The 19,287-nt window shown below is 43.8% G+C and carries 17 protein-coding genes and 11 tRNA genes; 19 read left to right on the top strand and 9 right to left on the bottom strand.

Annotation, left to right across the window (positions count from 1 at the left end):
• Positions 1-72 precede the first annotated feature (72 nt).
• From kdsA to hemA, 8 genes are all read right to left on the bottom strand, one after another.
• Entirely contained in the window at positions 73-927 is an 855-nt protein-coding gene (gene kdsA, locus QSH61_RS04850) for a 3-deoxy-8-phosphooctulonate synthase (protein WP_206471300.1), read from the bottom strand.
• Between the two features lie 10 nt (positions 928-937).
• Complete coding sequence (locus tag QSH61_RS04845) at positions 938-2,188, bottom strand: DUF819 family protein (RefSeq protein WP_010607347.1); 1,251 nt, start codon at positions 2,186-2,188, stop codon at positions 938-940.
• A gap of 36 nt (positions 2,189-2,224) precedes the next feature.
• The gene (locus tag QSH61_RS04840; protein WP_017217935.1) at positions 2,225-3,091 is read right to left on the bottom strand and encodes a tetratricopeptide repeat protein; all 867 of its coding nucleotides are present in this window, start codon (positions 3,089-3,091) and stop codon (positions 2,225-2,227) included.
• 149 nt (positions 3,092-3,240) lie between these two features.
• The gene (locus QSH61_RS04835) at positions 3,241-3,615 is read right to left on the bottom strand and encodes a SirB2 family protein (protein ID WP_206471299.1); all 375 of its coding nucleotides are present in this window, start codon (positions 3,613-3,615) and stop codon (positions 3,241-3,243) included.
• 8 nt (positions 3,616-3,623) lie between these two features.
• Positions 3,624-5,165 carry a response regulator gene (locus QSH61_RS04830; RefSeq protein WP_102056258.1) on the bottom strand — a complete coding sequence of 514 codons (1,542 nt, stop codon included), beginning with the start codon at positions 5,163-5,165 and terminating at the stop codon, positions 3,624-3,626.
• Between the two features lie 47 nt (positions 5,166-5,212).
• A complete protein-coding gene (gene prmC, locus QSH61_RS04825; protein WP_206471298.1) occupies positions 5,213-6,055 on the bottom strand; it encodes a peptide chain release factor N(5)-glutamine methyltransferase in 843 nt (280 codons plus the stop codon).
• Positions 6,055-7,143: a peptide chain release factor 1 gene (prfA, locus tag QSH61_RS04820; protein WP_010607352.1), complete on the bottom strand. Its 1,089-nt coding sequence runs from the start codon at positions 7,141-7,143 to the stop codon at positions 6,055-6,057. Before prfA ends, prmC begins: the two co-directional genes overlap by 1 nt.
• Positions 7,144-7,150: 7 nt before the next feature.
• Positions 7,151-8,407 carry a glutamyl-tRNA reductase gene (gene hemA, locus QSH61_RS04815; RefSeq protein ID WP_010370453.1) on the bottom strand — a complete coding sequence of 419 codons (1,257 nt, stop codon included), beginning with the start codon at positions 8,405-8,407 and terminating at the stop codon, positions 7,151-7,153.
• Between the two features lie 83 nt (positions 8,408-8,490).
• On the opposite strand from hemA, the gene lolB reads away from it, so the two are divergent.
• From lolB to QSH61_RS04725, 18 genes are all read left to right on the top strand, one after another.
• On the top strand, positions 8,491-9,075 hold the full coding sequence (lolB, locus tag QSH61_RS04810; RefSeq protein ID WP_158299104.1) for a lipoprotein insertase outer membrane protein LolB: 585 nt from the start codon (positions 8,491-8,493) through the stop codon (positions 9,073-9,075).
• Positions 9,072-9,920 carry a 4-(cytidine 5'-diphospho)-2-C-methyl-D-erythritol kinase gene (gene ispE / locus QSH61_RS04805; protein ID WP_206471297.1) on the top strand — a complete coding sequence of 283 codons (849 nt, stop codon included), beginning with the start codon at positions 9,072-9,074 and terminating at the stop codon, positions 9,918-9,920. Before lolB ends, ispE begins: the two co-directional genes overlap by 4 nt.
• 92 nt (positions 9,921-10,012) lie before the next feature.
• Positions 10,013-10,960, top strand: a complete 948-nt coding sequence (locus QSH61_RS04800; RefSeq protein WP_010370444.1) for a ribose-phosphate pyrophosphokinase — start codon at positions 10,013-10,015, stop codon at positions 10,958-10,960.
• A gap of 161 nt (positions 10,961-11,121) precedes the next feature.
• A complete protein-coding gene (locus QSH61_RS04795) occupies positions 11,122-11,730 on the top strand; it encodes a 50S ribosomal protein L25/general stress protein Ctc (protein WP_010607355.1) in 609 nt (202 codons plus the stop codon).
• Positions 11,731-11,749: 19 nt separating this feature from the next.
• Complete coding sequence (gene pth, locus QSH61_RS04790; RefSeq protein ID WP_010607356.1) at positions 11,750-12,334, top strand: aminoacyl-tRNA hydrolase; 585 nt, start codon at positions 11,750-11,752, stop codon at positions 12,332-12,334.
• A gap of 96 nt (positions 12,335-12,430) precedes the next feature.
• Positions 12,431-13,522 (top strand): redox-regulated ATPase YchF, encoded by a 1,092-nt coding sequence (gene ychF / locus QSH61_RS04785; RefSeq protein WP_010370435.1) that lies wholly within the window; start codon positions 12,431-12,433, stop codon positions 13,520-13,522.
• 310 nt (positions 13,523-13,832) lie between these two features.
• Positions 13,833-13,909, top strand: a tRNA-Met gene (locus QSH61_RS04780).
• A gap of 200 nt (positions 13,910-14,109) precedes the next feature.
• Positions 14,110-14,194: transfer RNA gene (locus QSH61_RS04775), tRNA-Leu, on the top strand.
• 162 nt (positions 14,195-14,356) lie between these two features.
• Positions 14,357-14,431 (top strand) — tRNA-Gln (locus QSH61_RS04770).
• Between the two features lie 41 nt (positions 14,432-14,472).
• Positions 14,473-14,557 (top strand) — tRNA-Leu (locus QSH61_RS04765).
• Positions 14,558-14,596: 39 nt separating this feature from the next.
• A tRNA-Gln gene (locus tag QSH61_RS04760) sits at positions 14,597-14,671 on the top strand.
• 79 nt (positions 14,672-14,750) lie between these two features.
• A tRNA-Leu gene (locus tag QSH61_RS04755) sits at positions 14,751-14,835 on the top strand.
• Between the two features lie 36 nt (positions 14,836-14,871).
• Positions 14,872-14,946: transfer RNA gene (locus QSH61_RS04750), tRNA-Gln, on the top strand.
• 2 nt (positions 14,947-14,948) lie between these two features.
• Positions 14,949-15,025, top strand: a tRNA-Met gene (locus QSH61_RS04745).
• A gap of 9 nt (positions 15,026-15,034) precedes the next feature.
• Positions 15,035-15,119 (top strand) — tRNA-Leu (locus QSH61_RS04740).
• A gap of 131 nt (positions 15,120-15,250) precedes the next feature.
• Positions 15,251-15,325 (top strand) — tRNA-Gln (locus QSH61_RS04735).
• A 41-nt stretch (positions 15,326-15,366) separates the two neighbouring features.
• Positions 15,367-15,451, top strand: a tRNA-Leu gene (locus QSH61_RS04730).
• An 86-nt stretch (positions 15,452-15,537) separates the two neighbouring features.
• The gene (locus tag QSH61_RS04725) at positions 15,538-16,092 is read left to right on the top strand and encodes a hypothetical protein (protein ID WP_206471296.1); all 555 of its coding nucleotides are present in this window, start codon (positions 15,538-15,540) and stop codon (positions 16,090-16,092) included.
• 317 nt (positions 16,093-16,409) lie between these two features.
• Here QSH61_RS04725 and QSH61_RS04720 read toward each other — a convergent pair whose 3' ends face one another.
• Positions 16,410-17,576, bottom strand: a complete 1,167-nt coding sequence (locus QSH61_RS04720) for an FAD-dependent oxidoreductase (protein WP_206471295.1) — start codon at positions 17,574-17,576, stop codon at positions 16,410-16,412.
• A gap of 230 nt (positions 17,577-17,806) precedes the next feature.
• On the opposite strand from QSH61_RS04720, the gene miaB reads away from it, so the two are divergent.
• A complete protein-coding gene (gene miaB, locus QSH61_RS04715) occupies positions 17,807-19,240 on the top strand; it encodes a tRNA (N6-isopentenyl adenosine(37)-C2)-methylthiotransferase MiaB (protein ID WP_010607359.1) in 1,434 nt (477 codons plus the stop codon).
• Positions 19,241-19,287: the final 47 nt, after the last annotated feature.

Here is a 19,287-nt window from a genome sequence, read left to right as displayed (position 1 = left end):
TAAAAAACCCGCTAACCGCGGGCAAGTAAAATCCCCAAACAACATCTAATTATGAGGTCGCTTGGGTATAGATTATAAATCAGCTGCGCTGGTGTCCAGTGGCGCAAAACTCTTAACTAGCTCATCTACCGCTTTCATCTGTTGTAGGTAGCCTTCAAGTTTAGCCAATGGCAATGCACAAGGACCATCACACTTAGCTTCATTTGGATTCGGATGCGCTTCAATAAAAAGTCCAGCTAACCCAAGTGCCATACCGCTACGAGCAAGCTCAGCAGCCTGAGCACGGCGGCCATCGGCAGAGTCGCTACGACCACCTGGACGCTGTAGCGCATGTGTCGCATCAAAAATAACAGGAGCCATATGCTTCATATCATCCATGCCCAGCATATCTACGATCAGGTTGTTATAACCAAAGCTGCTGCCGCGTTCACAGAGGATAACTTTGTCATTGCCCGCTTCATTGATTTTCTTAATGATATGACGCATTTCATGTGGCGCTAAAAACTGTGGTTTTTTCACGTTGATCACCGCGCCAGTTTCTGCCATAGCGACAACTAAGTCAGTTTGACGGGCAAGAAACGCAGGTAACTGGATCACATCAGCAACTTCTGCAACGGGTTTTGCTTGGAATGGCTCATGCACATCGGTGATAATCGGTACATTAAAGGTCTTTTTGATTTCTTCAAAAATCTTTAAGCCTTCTTCCATGCCAGGGCCACGGTAAGAGTTAATTGACGAGCGGTTAGCCTTATCAAATGACGCTTTAAATACGTATGGGATCCCAAGTTTACTTGTGACCTCAACGTAATGCTCTGCGATTTGCATTGCTAAATCACGAGACTCAAGCACATTCATTCCACCGAACAGTACAAACGGCTTATCGTTTGCAACTTCTCGTCCCGCAACGTTAATAATATCTGTATTCATTTTTTATCCTTTAGCTGCCTATTACACGAAGCAATTGTCCGCATAACCAAGCCATATAAGTACCAAGGGCATAACCAAGCACCGCCAGTAACACACCGACCGGAGCAAGCGCTGGGTGGAAAGCCGAGGCCACCACCGGCGCAGATGCCGCACCACCAATGTTTGCTTTACTGCCAACGGCAACATAAAACACAGGTGCTTTAATTAATTTAGCAACAATAAATAACAAACCAACATGTACGGCCATCCAAATAACACCAATAACGACGTATTTAGGCGCCTCAACAATTTTGGTGATATCCATGTGTAGACCAATGGTTGCTACTAAAATATATAAAAAGCTTGAGCCAATTTTTGACGCGCCAACCGCTTCATATTGACGTGCTTTGGTAAACGAAAGTGCCAGACCTATGGTCGTAACGAGGACAATGATCCAAAACAGTTTGCTGTGAAGAGAAAACTTCTTTAGCTCTGGGTAGTTACTACTAAAAAATGGCACCAGTAGGTCCGCAGCAAAATGCGCAAGCCCCGTAGCACCAAAAGCAAAACCAACTAGGATCATCAAATCTTTGAGCTCGGGTTTTCTTGCGTGCTCGGCTTCAAATGCTTGTACTTTGTCAATTAGGCGATTGATTGAAGAAGTATCCGCCCCGGTTCGCGCATCAATTTCTTTATTGCGCGCCGCCATATAGAGCAAGCACGCCATCCACAAGTTTGCGACAACAATATCAACCGTTACCATGATGGTGAAAATTTCTCCGCCCGCGCCGTAAATCTCTTTCATCGCCACCATATTGGCACCGCCACCAATCCAGCTTCCTGCAAGCGCGGCCATACCACGCCATACGGCTTCTGGGCCTGTTACACCAAGTAGCTCAGGCATAAAGGTAGCAGTAAGTAAAAGCGCAATTGGGCCACCAATCACCACACCCACCGTTCCCGTTAGGAACATGATAATCGCTTTTTTACCCAAAGCCGCTATCGATTTTAGGTCAATACTCAGTGTCAATAACACCAAACAAGCGGGTAACAGATAATACTTTGCTACCGTGTAAACATCATTATTGTTGCCATCAACGATACCAAAGGTATTTAACAGAGATGGTAAGAAATAACACATCAACAGCGCCGGCACGTACTTGTAAAACTTTGCCCAAACTCCGCTTTTTTGACTCGATGTGTAAAAAACAAATCCCAGAATAACGGCCAACAGGCCCATAATTACCGCGTTATTGGTAACGAGCGCAGCGCTTTGCTCCATAAATCCTCGCTGTTATTATTTTTTATATAACTATTTTTAATGCAAAATATTATTATGATCGGCCAACTCTTTGATCTGATGCTGGATCACTTCAATGGTTGGGTCGTCCGGACATTCATCAACAAAAAATTGTAAGTCGTCTTTTGCCATCTTCGGACAATTTAATTGGTTGAGTAGATAGCCTCTATCACGACGTTCATAAGGATCATCGCCTAAGATATCCATCAATTGCTCGACGCAACTTAACGCGTGACCAAACTTTTCTGCCGCAATAAACGCCCACTTTTGCTGAGACAAATAAAGCTTTAACGACTCTTCGTTAAAAATAAGCTCCATCGGCTCTTGGTCTTTTTCTTGCTCTTTGTCTTGGTTGTTTTCGTTTTCTGGAATTATGTACCAGCTCTGGTGGCCTGAGCTTGGCTCAATGACATAACCTTCTTCCTCGCTAAAAGCGACGTGTACGACAATCTCTCCTTGGCTTAGGGCAAGACTGGCCTCTAATTTCGCTCGTTCAAGCAGATGCACTAAAACAAGACCCAGTGCGGTATTGGTACCACTGCGCATAGAAAGTGCGTAACAAACGCTATTGAGCTTATATTCAGGCACCTTTTGACTGCTACCACTGAATAGCCACAAGGTATAAAAAGCGTCTAAGATTTCATCCAAACATTTATGATTGTTTGTATGCTTATGGCGAATTTCATCCACGGCAAATTCAAGCTCTGCTAACTGACACAAAGTTTCATTGGTGTCAGCTTGTGCATCCCAACTTTGCTCAGCCTTGATACAACGGATCAATGGCGGATAGGAAAATGCATCTGAATTGTCATCGAGAGATAAGTCATTCTCATCTAACCAGATATCATTCTTCATAGAATTCGGTTTCTCTTGAATTGCTTTCATTTAGAACGACTAGTTTACCACTTTTTGTCATATTCCCAAGGGGGGAAATTTAGTAATACCAATCTATCGTTCGCTGAAATAGTAAAAATGTTTACTTATTATGGAGATATAGGAGCGCTCGGTGATAAACCAAGCGCCAATTGAAATGGTTAAGCAAAGAAGCCTTGTTTGCTCACGGCGAGGTGCGCGATGGCCATTAGTACCAATGTTGCAGCGCCTAGCGCCAAATATTTGGTCTTTTTAACACTTGCTTTTGCAATTACAAAGCCCAATGCGATATAACCAAACACCAATACGATTTTTTGTAGTAGCCAAGGTTGTTGTGCAGGATTGAGCCCCGCCGTTACCGCCAAAATGACCGCTGAAACTAACAGTAAAGTGTCTACACTGTGGCTGGTAATAAACACGCCTTTGTTTGTTGCTAATTTACCAGAACCCAAACGCGAAAACGCGCGAGTGTAAAAAAGCACTATGCTCAATACCACAAATAGTAAGTGCGTATGTTTTAACGCCATGTAATCCATATTATTCTCTAATCAGGGAAACGTTGTAGGATCAATTCTAACTCATTAATACAACGGTTGAATACATCCACGAGTTTGGGGTCAAAGTGTTTTCCCTTTTGCGCAGTAATCTCTTTTTGTGCATCTTCTTGGCTCCATGCCTCTTTGTAGCAACGTTTATGGCGTAACGCATCATACACATCAGCTAGTGCTACGATGCGACCATAAAGGTGTATTTCATCGCCTTTTTTACCTTTCGGATAACCGCTGCCATCCCATTTTTCATGGTGGTCACGAGCGATTAGTGCGCCCGCACTGACAATCTCACGGCGAGAGTCTTTTAACAAGTCAAAGCCTTTGTCTGTATGGGTTTGCATGACTTTCCACTCTTCGTCATCCAGCTTGCTAGGCTTATTTAAAATCGCGTCAGGAATACCAACTTTACCCACGTCGTGCAGTGGTGACGCCATTTTCACCAGCTCAGCTTCTTTATCAGAAAGACCCATTTCTTTGGCAAGCGTATGACAAAGATATGCAACGCGCTTAACATGATTGCCGGTATTGGTGGAATGAAGCTCAAGCGCTTCACTTAAACGGATCACCAGTTCTTGCTGGGTATCTTCAATCTCGGCTTGTAGCTGTACATTTTCGTACGCCAATTGCATATTCTGGGCAAAAATATCAATTAAATGACGCTGAGTTTCGGTTAAGAATTCAGGAATACCAGACACAAATAGCATTGAGGCGTGGTTATAGTCACTGGAGCAATAGGCAAATAGATAATTGTCTTTATATACAATGTCTTTATCTTGTAGTGCTTTTAAGCAGGCATCCATTTGATCGCTGCTAAGCACTTCAGAAATCGGCTTACCTTCGCTACTTTCAAACTCTCCACGCCCTGCAAATACAACCAGTTGATCGTTCGTTTGGCCAGCTTCTTTACCGGCCGCAAGTGACGTTGCATACATAGCTTGGTCGACCGTACCTATCAGCGACGTAAGTTGCTGTAACACACCCTCAATAAAACTCTCAATTGAGTGAGTAGCAAAAATATCACGGGAGGCTTTAATGATTTTCTCAAGCCCTTGTCTTGATTGATCGATGGCGAGAATGTCACGATATGAACGTAAACTCGACATGACGACAGTAAAGAGCTTTTGCGCGGTGAGTTCTGTTTTTGACTTATAGTCGTTGATATCGTAGTTCACGATAACTTGGCGCTCAGGCGCTTGGCCCGGCTGACCAGTTCTTAAAATGATACGGATATGATTGTTTTTGGCGGTTTCACGAATGTATTTTGCGACCTGCAAACCAGCATCGTCGGTTTCCATGACAACATCCAGTAACACCACCGCAGCATCGGGATTGGCATCGACGATTTTCTTTGCTTCTTCACCCGAATAAGCGCTAATAAATTCCAGACGCTTTTTTTGAAACTCAAAGTCACTCAGTGCTAATTTTGTCACTGCATGCACTTCGGGCTCATCATCGACAATAATAACCTTCCAAGTGCCTACTTTTTCAGGTTCAACTACGTCAGCGGGTTCGTCTGAAAACAAAAAATCATCCATATTGCGGATCCTATTGAAGCGCCTAACTTTCGTGTGAGTTCGTGACTTTACGGCAACATTGCCAACGTCACTCTATCACACCCTGCCATATCTTTTATTGTAAGTATATTAATATACGCCATTTCTGCAAAAAACTGTTGGATCTTATCTGCTTGCTCAAAGCCATGTTCAAGTAGCAAATATCCCCCCGAGTTCAGATATAGCTTAGCCGTCCTGATGATATGAAAAATATCCGCATAGCCATGGTCATCTGCGACCAGCGCACTGAGCGGTTCAAATCTCACATCCCCTTGTGATAAGTGATGATCGGCTTCATCAATATAAGGTGGATTACTCACAATCAAATCAAACTGTTGCTCTGCAACTGCGCTAAACCAATCACTTTGCAAAATCGACACGTTTCTAAAGCCCAACTGAGATTGATTAGACTTTGCAAGCGCCACGGCGTCTGCTGAAGCATCTACTGCGGTGATTTGCCAAGCCGGATATTCACTCGCCAACGCCAGTGCAATCGCGCCAGTACCTGTGCCTAAGTCTAGCACCTGAGCGTCATTTGGCATGCTGAGAGTTAAAACATGCTCAACCAGAGTCTCAGTATCAGGCCTTGGAATAAGCGTGCTGTTGTTCACTTTTAAAGGCAAGCTCCAGAATTCTCTTTGACCTGTGATGTGTGCGACAGGCTCTCCCGTAACACGGCGTGCAATACATTCTTCGAATTGCTGCTGCTCTAGTGCAGAAAGCTCAGCTTCGGGCCAAGTAAAGAGATAAGTGCGGTTTTTATCGATAACATGGAGTAATAACACTTCGCTATCGAGCTTTGCTGACTCGGAGTGTGGTAACAACTCAGAGGTTGCCCAAGCAACGGCTTGGGCAATGTTAAGTGTTGGCATTAATCGCTTTCGCTCATTGCTGCTAATAGATCAGCCTGATATTCAATAACCAGCGGATCGATAACAGCACCCAGCTCACCGGAGATCACTTCATTAAGGCGATATAGCGTCAAGTTGATACGGTGATCGGTAATACGGCCCTGCGGGAAGTTGTAAGTACGAATACGCTCAGAGCGGTCACCGCTACCTACTAGATTACGGCGCTCAGAAGCTTCTGCTGCTGCACGTTTTTCATCCTCAGCTTGCTGCAAGCGCGCACTTAGTACAGACAGCGCTTTCGCTCTATTTTTATGTTGTGAACGTTCGTCCTGACATTCAACCACAACGCCTGTCGGCAAGTGAGTGATACGAATAGCAGAATCGGTTTTGTTTACGTGCTGACCACCTGCGCCCGAAGCACGGAAAGTATCCACCTTTAGGTCAGATGGATTAATTTCAATTGCTTCTGCCTCTGGGATCTCTGCCATCACGGCAACCGTACATGCAGAGGTGTGAACACGGCCTTGAGATTCCGTTTCAGGCACACGTTGTACACGGTGAGCACCAGATTCAAACTTAAGTTTGCCATAAACACCGTCGCCACTAATGTTAGCGATAACTTCTTTATAGCCACCGTGCTCGCCTTCGTTAGCGCTCACGATTTCAACGCGCCACTTTTGCGTTTCTGCATAGCGGCTATACATACGGAATAAATCGCCAGCGAAAATCGCGGCTTCATCACCACCGGTTCCCGCACGCACTTCCAAGAATACGTTGTTATTGTCTTTTGGATCTTTTGGTAACATCAATACTTGAAGGTCATCTTCAAGCGCAGCAATGGCAGCCTTTGCTTCTTTATACTCTTCCTGTGCCATTTCACGCATGTCTGGATCTGAGTCTTTTAGCATTTCTTCAGCAGTTGCGACGTCTTCCTGAGCCTGCTGGTAGGCTGTAAACGCTTTAACTACGTCTTCCAATTCTGAAAACTCTTTTGACAAGGCGCGAAAGCGGTTCTGATCGCTAATCACCTCAGGCGAGCTTAGCATCGCTTGAACTTCTTCATAGCGCTCTACTAAGGTTTCTAACTTACGATATACAGACTCTTTCATTTACACGTTATTCCTGCTCAATACCTAATGTTTGCTTGAGTTGCGCTAACTTATCTATATCGCCTTCTTTCGCAGCCTCTTGAATGGCGCGTGTTGGTGCGTGTGTTAGTCGATTACTCAGCTTATTTGCTAATTCAATAATAATTTTATCTGCTTCTTTGCCCGATTGTAGCTGATTTAGTGCTTTGTCCACGAGCTCATTTTTAATTTCTTGCGCGCTTTGGCGATACTGCCTAATCACATCCACTGAATGCAGCGAACGTTGCCACTCGGAAAACTCTTGCGTGCGTACATCGATGATCTGCTGCGCTTCAATGGCCGCTTGTTCTCGACTGGCCAAGTTTTCATTGACTATCGCCTGCAGGTCATCAACTGAATAAAGATATGCAGCATCCAACTCTGACACTTGGCTTTCGATATCGCGAGGCACCGCGATATCAATAAATAACATTGGTTTATGGCGACGTTTTTTAAGCGCTTGCTCGACCACTCCTTTACCGATAATTGGTAAAGTGCTCGCAGTTGAACTAATAACAATGTCTGCACTTGGTAGCGCATCTGGTAACTGTGCCAGTGAAATAACACTACCGCCAACTTCTTTTGCTAGGTTTTGTGCGCGCTCAATTGTGCGGTTCGCGACTGTGATTGACTTTGGATTATGCTGCGATAAGTGTTTAGCAACTAACTCTATTGTTTCACCGGCACCAATTAACAAGACCTGAGTTTTATCCAATTGACCATAAATATGCTTTGCTAAATTAACAGCGGCATACGCCACTGAGACAGCACTTGCACCAATATCGGTTTCGGTGCGCACTTGCTTCGCCACCGAAAAAGTTTTTTGGAATAAACGCTCAAATGTTGGCTGAATTGCATGGTGTTGTTTGGCCGTACTAAAAGCTTGTTTAATTTGGCCAAGAATTTGTGGCTCACCTAACACCAATGAATCAAGACCGCAGGCAACTCGCATTAAATGGTTCACCGCATCCTGATTCATATGCACATAGACATTTTCTGTTAAGTCTCGTTGCTCTATGTTATGAAAATCTGACAACCAACCGAGTAGTGCTTGGGGATCAGCAGACTCAAGGCTACAATAGATCTCGGTTCGATTGCAGGTCGACACAATCACAGATTCTTTAAACTGCGAAGAATGTTGGAGTTGGTGCAATGCTTCTGTAAGCTGTTCTGGAGAAAACGCCACTTTTTCACGTAATTCTACAGACGCGGTTTTGTGATTGATACCAAGTGCGATGATGGTCATAGATGCCAGTATTGCTCGAGCCCTGCTTTAAAGCCGGCAATTTTACCAAAAATCAATCGAATATGGAAAGTAAGGAAAGGCCTTTGAGACAACTTCATTTGATTTTACTCATATTTTTATTAATTTTAACCGGTTGTGCGCAACAATTACCTCAGCAAAACGTAGCACAAGACTGGCAATCTAGGCTAAAACAACAAAAAAATTGGCAAGCGAGAGGTAAACTTGCATTTATTGCCCCAGACAATCGTCAATCAGCTAACTTTAATTGGTATTTAAAAGAAGAGAAACAAAATCTGATTTTAACCAGTTTTGTGGGCACCCGCATATTCGAGCTAGAAGAATTAGACACACATTCGGAGCTGACCTTTGAAGACAATGTCCATAAAGGCATGGACAGTAGCGATTTGGTTAAGCGTTTAAGTGGTCTCTCTCTTCCGGTCAATCAAGCCCCTCAATGGCTAACGGGCTTAGTTGAAGCACCAGCCAGTGAACTTGATGATCTTGGCAGAATAAGCAATGCACAGTGGCAAAGCCCATCTGGCCGAGTGTGGCAAATCACCTATCAACAATATAAAATGCAAGACGGAATGTGGCTGCCTAGCCGCATGAAACTCTCGTCGACCAATATTGAGGTCAAAGTATTAATCACTTCATGGCAGTTTAAATGAAGACATTGACGCTAAGCGCTCCGGCAAAATTAAATCTTTTTTTGCATATCAATGGCCGTCGAGAAGACGGCTACCATGAACTAGAAACTTTATTTACTTTCTTAGATTTTGGTGATGAATTAGCATTTACGCTAACCAGTAACCAGCAGGAAATCGTCATTTGTGGTGACACCGCAAGTATTCCACTTGAAGATAACCTCATTTATAAAGCCGCCAAAATTCTTGAGCCCTATAAAAAAATAACTGCTGGTGTCGATATTCAGTTAAATAAACGGCTTCCCATGGGTGGAGGTGTTGGTGGTGGCTCCTCCGATGCCGCGACAACTTTATTGGCACTCAATACGCTGTGGCAATGTCAGCTTACTATTCCAGAACTTGCAAAACTCGGCCTCCAACTAGGTGCCGATGTGCCTGTTTTTGTTGAAGGTAAAACAGCTGTAGCCCACGGCGTTGGCGAGCAACTTGAGCCAATTGACATCGCGCAAAAATGGTATTTGGTGGTTGCCCCACCCGTTCATGTCAGCACCGCGTTAGTCTTTACCCACCCAGACTTACCGCGCAATACGCCTAAGCTAAAAAACGGTTGGAAACTCTCGGATACGGGCAACGACTGTCAAACTCTTGTCAAAAAGCTTTACCCCGAGGTTGAAAAGACCCTCGCGTGGTTGCTAAAATATGCACCAACCAAAATGACTGGTACTGGAGCTTGTTGTTTCGCGGAGTTTGAAAATCGTGAGGCAGCGCTGCGTGTGCTCGAAACTCTACCTTCATCTTGGCAGGGCTTTATTGCCCAAAATACAAGTGAGTCAATTTGTCATCGACAATTGCGCGCTTGGCAAAACTAGAAGTAAATTGTTTAAGTTAGCTTGTTTTGACTTTTTTATTTCATGGTCATTGCATGTTAGTCCAAAAAATTCAGTGCCTGAGGAACCCTACCGTGCCCGACATGAAGCTCTTCGCTGGTAACGCAACACCTGAGCTAGCTCAAAAAGTTGCAAAACGTTTGTTTATTGAGTTAGGTGATGCCGTTGTTGGCCGTTTTAGCGACGGTGAAATTAGCGTTCAAATCAACGAAAACGTTCGTGGTTCAGATGTATTCATCATCCAATCAACATGTGCTCCTACAAATGATAATTTAATGGAGTTAATCGTCATGGTTGATGCGCTACGTCGTGCATCTGCTGGTCGTATCACAGCCGTTATTCCTTATTTCGGTTACGCACGTCAAGACCGCCGTGTGCGCTCTGCTCGTGTTCCAATTACTGCTAAAGTTGTTGCAGACTTCCTTTCAAGCGTAGGTGTTGACCGTGTTCTTACCGTTGACCTACACGCAGAACAAATCCAAGGCTTCTTCGACGTACCTGTTGACAATGTATTCGGTAGCCCAGTGCTAATCGAAGACATGAAAGAGCGTAAGTTCGAAGATGTAGTAGTAGTTTCACCTGATATCGGTGGTGTGGTTCGTGCTCGTGCGATTGCAAAACTGTTAGATGATAAAGACCTAGCGATCATTGATAAGCGTCGTCCACAGGCTAACGTTTCTCAAGTTATGCACATCATTGGTGATGTTGCTGGTCGTGACTGTATCATTGTCGATGACATGATAGATACAGGCGGTACTTTATGTAAAGCAGCAGCAGCACTTAAAGAGCATGGTGCAAAACGCGTATTCGCTTACGCAACCCACCCAGTACTTTCGGGCAATGCTGCGGAAAATCTACGCAACTCAGTTATCGATGAAGTTATCGTGACTGATTCAATTCCACTTTCTGATGAATTGAAAGCGCTTGATAACATCAAAGTACTAACACTTGCAGATATGATGGCCGAAACTATCCGCCGTATCAGCAACGAAGAGTCAATCTCTGCGATGTTTCAACACTAATCGGCACCAAAACTGATTAGCCAAAAAGCACCTCTGGTGCTTTTTTTGTTTTATAGGTTTCATTGCAGGTGCGTTAGTGGTATATTGGCGCGCCTTTTTTAGGCAGGGAGCTTGGTCGCGAGCTCTCTGACACATTAACTTAAATTATTTTGGAGACATCCATGTCTGTATACAAATTAGACGCTGAAGTACGTTCTGACCTAGGTACTGGTGCGAGCCGCCGCCTACGTCGCGCTGACAAAGTTCCTGCAATCCTATACGGTGCTGGTAAAGATGCAGTTTCACTAACTCTTGATCACAACAAAGTATTGAAAGCGCAAGAAGACGAAGGTTTCTACACTCACATCCTAACGCTAAACATTGGCGGTGAGTCTGTTGAAGCAATTCTTAAAGATATGCAACGTCACCCGTACAAGCCTAAGATCACTCACTTAGACTTCCAACGCGTTGATGCTTCTCAAAAGCTTCACACTAAAGTTCCTGTTCACTTCATCAACGAAGAGAAAGCAACTAAAGGTGGCAACACTATCGTTCACCAACTAACTGAAATTGAAATCACTTGTCTTCCAGCAAGACTTCCTGAGTTCATCGAAGTTGACGTAGCGACTCTAGCTGTTGGCGAAACTCTACACCTATCTGATATCAAGCTTCCAGCTGGCGTTGTTTCAGTTGAACTTGCTAAAGGTGCAGATCACGACCAAGCGGTTGTTTCAGTAAACGCTCCTAAAGCAGCTCCTGCTGAAGAGTCTGCTGAAGACGCAGCTGAGTAATTGTTCAGGTGTTAACACCTTGAATAATATTCAAATGCTTGTGGGCCTGGCAAATCCAGGCCCCGAATACGCAAACACCCGTCATAACGCTGGCGCTTGGTTTATCGAAGAACTAGCCAGAAGATACAACTGCCTCCTAAAACCAGACGCTAAACATCACGGCCTCACCGGCAAAGTGCTCATCAATAATCAAGAGTTTAAATTGCTGATCCCTACGACTTATATGAACTTAAGTGGTAAAGCGGTCGCGAGTCTTGCCAATTTTTATAAGATCCCCGTCGAGAGTATTCTTGTTGCTCACGATGAAATGGATTTAGAACCCGGTATCGCCAAACTCAAAAAAGGTGGTGGTCACGGCGGTCACAATGGCTTAAAAGACATAATCGCTAAAATGGCAAATAACAAAGAATTTATGCGATTGCGCGTTGGTATTGGTCACCCAGGACATAGAGACAAAGTCACGGGGTGGGTTTTAGGCAAAGCACCACAAGCTGATCAAGAGAAAATTGATGCCGCTGTGGATGAAGCAGTCCGATGTATGGAAATACTCGCAAAAGACGGTGTGTTAAAAGCGCAAAATCGACTACATTCATTTAAACCGTAACAGTTCACTGCTGCGATTGATTGAGTAATACCTAAGCTTCTCGTTCGCCATGATGCGTGCTTGAGATAATACGGTAGAAATTTAGGAATAAACACTATGGGTTTTAAATGTGGCATTGTTGGTTTACCTAACGTAGGTAAATCTACTTTATTTAATGCGTTGACTAAAGCGGGCATTGAGGCCGCAAACTTTCCTTTCTGTACTATCGAACCGAATACCGGTGTAGTACCAGTACCAGATGCTCGTCTTGACCAGCTAGCTGAAATTGTAAATCCTCAGCGTACTATCCCAACTTCAATGGAGTTTGTGGATATTGCCGGTTTGGTAAAAGGCGCTTCAAAAGGCGAAGGTTTAGGTAACCAATTTTTGGCAAACATCCGTGAAACGGATGCTATCGGTCACGTAGTTCGCTGTTTTGAAAATGAAAATATCGTTCACGTTGCTGGTCAAATCGATCCTGCTGAAGACATTGATGTTATCAACACTGAGCTGGTACTTGCAGACATGGATACTGCTGATCGCGCGGTTTTACGTAACGCGAAGAAAGCGAAAGGCGGCGATAAAGACGCGAAATTTGAACTTGTTGTACTTGAAAAAGTAAAAGCGCACTTGGACGAAGGCTTAACGCTTCGCTCACTTGAGCTAAATAAAGAAGAAGCGGCAGCAATAAGCTACCTAAACTTTTTAACGATCAAGCCAACTATGTACATCGCCAATGTTAACGAAGATGGCTTTGAAAACAACCCATTCCTAGACAAAGTACGTGAAATTGCAGCAGCAGAAGACGCGGTTGTGATCCCTGTATGTGCAGCAATTGAGGCTGAACTTTCTGAACTTGAAGAAGAAGATAAGAAAGAGTTTATGGATGACTTAGGCTTAGAAGAGCCGGGCCTGAACCGTGTGATCCGTGGTGGTTATGAGTTGTTGAAACTGCAAACTTACTTTACAGCTGGCGTAAAAGAAGTACGTGCATGGACTATCCCTGTTGGCGCGACAGCACCTCAAGCTGCTGGTAAAATCCACACAGACTTTGAGCGTGGTTTTATTCGTGCACAGACTATCGGCTTTGATGATTATATCGAGTTCCGTGGTGAATCTGGTGCGAAAGACGCAGGTAAAATGCGTCAAGAAGGTAAAGAATACATCGTAAAAGATGGCGATGTGATGAACTTCTTATTTAATGTGTAACTATAGTTACTACACGCTATTTCAATAAAAGGAGCTTCGGCTCCTTTTTAGTTTTATCAACTCTGCTTTTTAATCAAATAAGTACCTTGCTCTTCAGAGTAAGTTATAGACTTCAAAGGAATAAAAATTCACAGGTTTTGTTAAAAATTTGCAATTGCCCCGCATGATTTGATATAAAAACAAGCCGTTTCGCTTAATTTATCTGCAAACAAACTATGTTAGCAGATTTTTTGCAAAAAAGGTGTTGACGGCTTGGGGGCATATACGCATAATACGCCCCGCATCAGCGATGATGAGAAGTTAAAGAGATGGCTATGTAGCTCAGCTGGTTAGAGCACATCACTCATAATGATGGGGTCCCCTGTTCAAATCAGGGCATAGCCACCATGCTTTAACTACTACCAAAACTCATCGATTTGTTGTCGCAAAAAATATGCGTAAGTAATGGAATTGGCAGTTGTCTTAATATAGACGCTGGATTTAAGTTCCAATAACTAATGCTAAAAGATGTGCGGAAGTGGCGGAATTGGCAGTTGTCTTAATATAGACGCTGGATTTAGGTTCCAATAACTAATGCCAAAAGATGTGCGGAAGTGGCGGAATTGGTAGACGCGCTGGATTTAGGTTCCAGTATCTTCGGATGTGAGAGTTCAAGTCTCTCTTTCCGCACCATGTTCTCGATTGGAACTAAAACAATCAAATTTTCGTTGGAGTATCGCCTCGACACGAAGTGGAAGCGGTAAGGCAGAGAAGAGAGAGGTTTTGAACCCTCACTCATCCACCCCCAGATTCAAATCCTGGGTTCAACAATTTAAGTTAGATTTGAGTTTTCGTTGGAGTATCGCCAAGCGGTAAGGCAGCGGGTTTTGATCCCGCCATTCCCAGGTTCAAATCCTGGTACTCCAGCCATCTCTTTTTGAGATGTTAGCTACAAATAAAATATCTACTGTGCGGAAGTGGCGGAATTGGTAGACGCGCTGGATTTAGGTTCCAGTATCTTCGGATGTGAGAGTTCAAGTCTCTCTTTCCGCACCATGTTCTTTTAAATCAGAACTCAAAAAGATTTTATTTCGTTGGAGTATCGCCAAGCGGTAAGGCAGCGGGTTTTGATCCCGCCATTCCCAGGTTCAAATCCTGGTACTCCAGCCACATTTCTAAAGTTTTGGAATTGGCAGATGTCTTGAAATAGACGCTGGATTTAGGTTCCAATATACTCTAGATAATAAATGCGGAAGTGGCGGAATTGGTAGACGCGCTGGATTTAGGTTCCAGTATCTTCGGATGTGAGAGTTCAAGTCTCTCTTTCCGCACCACGTTCTCGATTGGAACTAAAACAATCGAATTTTCGTTGGAGTATCGCCAAGCGGTAAGGCAGCGGGTTTTGATCCCGCCATTCCCAGGTTCAAATCCTGGTACTCCAGCCAATGGCTATGTAGCTCAGCTGGTTAGAGCACATCACTCATAATGATGGGGTCCCCTGTTCAAATCAGGGCATAGCCACCATTTACAAATGCGGAAGTGGCGGAATTGGTAGACGCGCTGGATTTAGGTTCCAGTATCTTCGGATGTGAGAGTTCAAGTCTCTCTTTCCGCACCATGTTCTTTCAAGTAGAACTCAAACGCTTGAACTTACCTCTACTGCTGGGTATCGTCTCGACACGAAGTGGAAGCGGTAAGGTAGCCTAACTCAAATCAGGGCTAAATAAGATTTGAACTTACCTCTATTGCTGGAGTATCGCCAAGCGGTAAGGCAGCGGGTTTTGATCCCGCCATTCCCAGGTTCAAATCCTGGTACTCCAGCCATCTCTTTTTGAGATGTTAGCTAAAAATAAAATTTCTACTGTGCGGAAGTGGCGGAATTGGTAGACGCGCTGGATTTAGGTTCCAGTATCTTCGGATGTGAGAGTTCAAGTCTCTCTTTCCGCACCATTTAGTAACAATTTCTTTCCTCTTTATTCATTCCTAGCTCATTTTTATAATGTTACTTTTAAACTTTCTTCATGTTAGGAAAGAAAGTGCTAAAGTCTTTATTTCTTTTATTTTCATTAATCATTTTCAGTATACCTAGCTTTGTAGAAGCGAGGGCTAGCTCAATTTGCTCTCCATCACACATAGAAATAGCACTCAAGCATTTTAGCTACTGTCAGCCCTCGGAGCAGGCAAATAAAGTTTCATTTCAAACTTTTATTAACGATACCTACTCAGTTGTGATTCGCGACAACTCTTCTGAACTAACGTTAAGCTGGATAACTGGCGCTACCGCGCTTGCTGGTCTACCTAACAAGTACGATTTAACACCTCTTGAGTTTATGACACGAGCTTTCAATGGTACGTTTGATATACAGAGTGAAGACATGCAGAAAGTCAGTGCTGAGCTTGGCGTTATAGACGAAGCAAATGTATTTACCGCTACTCACGGAGCAAAACATATTTTTTCTTCTATCAGACCTTCAGGGGTTCAAACTGCTTACATTTTGCAGCCCAACAGTGATTGGTTATTAAGGCTAGATGGAAAATTTGATATTAATACATTGATGTATGTGGTCGATAAGCTAACACTGATGAGATGATCTCGGCACTAAATAATGAAGCGTGCAGTAATACCAATTTATCTTAATACTTGCTCCTTCAAAAAGATCACTTAATTAAGTAACCTGAGCTGCGGATAATTAATGCCTTTCTAGCAGCCAGTTTTAGCGCTAACTGCGTTGAATTCACTTCCAATAGCCAGCTATTGGTGCGTAAATTCGCCTTGTTTTCCCTAAAACTCTCTGGCTAGACAAGGAAAAAACTAAGTTGTGCTTTAGCAACAATGAGTTGGAACATTCCTTATCCAAACCTCAGGTTAAGTAAATTGGTGTAACACGCTCAGTGTAGAGAACAAAGATTAAAAACCAACTCCTCCCATGGCGTGCTTAAGCACTTCTGTTTTTATCGGCCCAGCTTTATTCGCCACATTCAGCGCCAGATTTCTCAAATGCTTTAACGGTGTTACTTGATTCGAAAAGCCAAAATAACACGCATCCATCATACTCATCATCAAGAGGTTGTCTTTCCTACGCTTTGACTCGTAATGATGTAGTGCACTGCCGTCACCAATATCTTCTTTTGCCTCAATCGCTTCGGCAAGTGCCGCTACGTCTTTAAAGCCAAGATTTACTCCCTGCCCTGCTAACGGATTAATGGTATGAGCTGCATCTCCTACTAATACCACTCGTTCGCTCACGTATTGGTTAGCATGTTGCCTTGCTAAAGGAAAAACCGCCACTTCTTCAATCTCAAAGTCACCGGGTAGCTCAAAAAATGCAGCTTTTACTTCTTGTTTTAGCGCCTGCTTATCTAGTTGCTTAAGTAAATTGAGTTTATTGCCGTTGTCATACCAAATCAGATTGGCATACGGATACTGCATAGGTAAAAAGGCAATGGGACCTGATGGCTTAAATTGCTGCCATGTTTTTTCTTGCTGCGGCGCGTCGAGTTTAATCAGCAGCCCCATACAATGTTGCTCATATTGCCACCCCGTCACGCCTATGCCACTCATTTGTCTGACGATAGAACGGCCACCATCAGCTGCAATTAACAAATCGGTGGTAAAGGATGCTGCTTGATACTCAATCGTCACGGAATCCTCATTATGAACAATGCGCTTTGGGATCCCCTCTGGTGAAACCACTTTGATATCAAATTCCTCAAACTGTTGCCACAATGCTGCTTGAATGAGGTTATTCTCAATTAAGTGTCCTAAGTGCGAGGCGTTTAGCGCTTCACAATCAAATATCAATTGCCCTGGCTTATCCTCATAGGCTTCTAGCTGCTTGTAAACCGCGGCTCTGGTGCTTCTTAACACAGGCATAGCACCAAGCTCATCTAGTAACTGCTCGGAAAAGCGATTGATAGCAGAAACGCGAATATCTACCTTATCACTTGCGAGTATTTCATCAGCTGAGATGGGAGAATGTTCAATAATGGTTACGTCAACACCTTGCTTCGCTAGCTTAACAGCACACGCTGCACCAACCATGCCACCACCGACTATCAGAGCCTTGTTTTTCATGCCATATTCCACTTAATTGAGTCTTTGCGCATTGTAACGCATATAAAAACAGATGTTTGCTTAAAACACTCTGTATTGATCCACATTTTGAAAGTTAAAATCTATACTTGGCTAGACAAGATAGGTCATATAAAATACGCGTCCTTTAGGCATAATGATATCAATTCAGCATCGCCTGCACGAGAAACGCGTAGTGCTAAACACCGAGTTGTAAACGAGGCAATATTTAAATGAGTAAAAAACTGCATATTAAAACCTGGGGTTGTCAGATGAACGAGTATGACTCCCAGAAAATGGCGGATCTTTTGGATTCAACAAATGGCTATCAGCTTACAGAAGAAGCTGAGCAAGCTGATGTGATCCTACTCAATACTTGCTCGATTCGTGAGAAGGCACAGGAAAAAGTATTCCACCAACTTGGTCGTTGGAAACTACTAAAAGACACAAACCCTGATCTTGTTATCGGTGTTGGTGGCTGCGTAGCATCACAAGAAGGCGACACCATTCGTCAGCGCGCTCCATTTGTTGATATCGTGTTTGGCCCACAAACATTGCACCGCCTGCCAGAGATGATCAAACAGGTGCAAAGCAAAGAAGGTGCTGTCGTTGATATTTCATTCCCTGAAATTGAAAAATTTGACCGCCTCCCTGAGCCAAAGGCTGAAGGCCCGAGTGCATTTGTTTCAATTATGGAAGGTTGCTCTAAGTACTGTACTTTCTGTGTTGTACCGTACACGCGTGGCGAAGAAGTAAGCCGTCCTTTAGATGATGTGATCCTTGAAGTTGCTCAGCTTGCGGAGCAAGGTGTACGTGAAGTGAACTTACTCGGTCAAAACGTAAATGCTTACCGTGGTGAAATGCACGATGGTGAAATTTGTTACTTCTCTGACTTAATTCGCTACGTTGCAGCAATTGATGGTATTGACCGTATTCGTTATACGACATCTCACCCGGTTGAATTTACACCAGATATCATTGAAGCCTATGCGGATGTGCCAGAGCTTGTTGACCATTTACACCTACCAGTACAAAGTGGTTCAGACCGTATTCTAAACCTGATGAAACGCGGTCATACTGCGCTTGAGTACAAGTCAACGATCCGCAAGCTACGTAAGATCCGTCCGAACCTAAGCATGTCTTCAGATTTCATCATTGGTTTCCCAGGCGAATCAAACGCAGACTTTGAAGCAACGATGAACCTGATTAACGATATCGGCTTTGATATGAGCTTTAGTTTCATCTACTCAGCGCGACCAGGCACACCAGCAGCCGACTTACCTGATGATGTTGCAGAATCAGAAAAGAAAGAACGCCTGTATCTGCTACAGAACCGTATCAACCAAATGGCGCAGGATATTAGCCGCAAGATGCACGATACCGAGCAGCGTATTTTGGTTGAGGGCCCATCGAAGAAAAACCCAATGGAACTGCGTGGTAGAACCGAAAATAACCGCGTTGTAAACTTTGAAGGTCCACACTCAGTGATCGGCCAATTCGTCGATGTACGTATTACTGAGGCGTTACCGAACTCGTTACGTGGTGAACTTATCCGTACTGAAGCAGAAATGGATTTACGTCGTGACGTAAAACCGTCGGATATCTTAAATAAAGCACCACAAGAACCTGAAATTAATGAATTAGGTGTTGGTACTTTTACCCCCTAGCATTTTTAAATTGTGCGCTAGCTTCGGCTAGCGTTATTTTTATAGGA

This window comes from Pseudoalteromonas sp. JC3, assembly GCF_030291895.1.
GTDB lineage: Bacteria > Pseudomonadota > Gammaproteobacteria > Enterobacterales > Alteromonadaceae > Pseudoalteromonas.
Note: the sequence above shows the minus strand (reverse complement) of the source record. Positions and strands in the feature narration are given on the sequence as shown.

What these genes read in the sequence shown, in the direction of transcription:
- ispE (WP_206471297.1), top strand. Translation starts at nt 9,072, where the DNA reads ATGAAGACATTGACGCTAAGCGCTCCGGCAAAATTAAATCTTTTTTTG.
- QSH61_RS04795 (WP_010607355.1), top strand. Translation starts at nt 11,122, where the DNA reads ATGTCTGTATACAAATTAGACGCTGAAGTACGTTCTGACCTAGGTACT.
- kdsA (WP_206471300.1), bottom strand. Translation starts at nt 927, where the DNA reads ATGAATACAGATATTATTAACGTTGCGGGACGAGAAGTTGCAAACGAT.
- QSH61_RS04720 (WP_206471295.1), bottom strand. Translation starts at nt 17,576, where the DNA reads ATGAAAAACAAGGCTCTGATAGTCGGTGGTGGCATGGTTGGTGCAGCG.
- QSH61_RS04845 (WP_010607347.1), bottom strand. Translation starts at nt 2,188, where the DNA reads ATGGAGCAAAGCGCTGCGCTCGTTACCAATAACGCGGTAATTATGGGC.
- ychF (WP_010370435.1), top strand. Translation starts at nt 12,431, where the DNA reads ATGGGTTTTAAATGTGGCATTGTTGGTTTACCTAACGTAGGTAAATCT.
- QSH61_RS04840 (WP_017217935.1), bottom strand. Translation starts at nt 3,091, where the DNA reads ATGAAAGCAATTCAAGAGAAACCGAATTCTATGAAGAATGATATCTGG.
- hemA (WP_010370453.1), bottom strand. Translation starts at nt 8,407, where the DNA reads ATGACCATCATCGCACTTGGTATCAATCACAAAACCGCGTCTGTAGAA.
- prfA (WP_010607352.1), bottom strand. Translation starts at nt 7,143, where the DNA reads ATGAAAGAGTCTGTATATCGTAAGTTAGAAACCTTAGTAGAGCGCTAT.
- prmC (WP_206471298.1), bottom strand. Translation starts at nt 6,055, where the DNA reads ATGCCAACACTTAACATTGCCCAAGCCGTTGCTTGGGCAACCTCTGAG.
- QSH61_RS04830 (WP_102056258.1), bottom strand. Translation starts at nt 5,165, where the DNA reads ATGGATGATTTTTTGTTTTCAGACGAACCCGCTGACGTAGTTGAACCT.
- miaB (WP_010607359.1), top strand. Translation starts at nt 17,807, where the DNA reads ATGAGTAAAAAACTGCATATTAAAACCTGGGGTTGTCAGATGAACGAG.
- QSH61_RS04835 (WP_206471299.1), bottom strand. Translation starts at nt 3,615, where the DNA reads ATGGATTACATGGCGTTAAAACATACGCACTTACTATTTGTGGTATTG.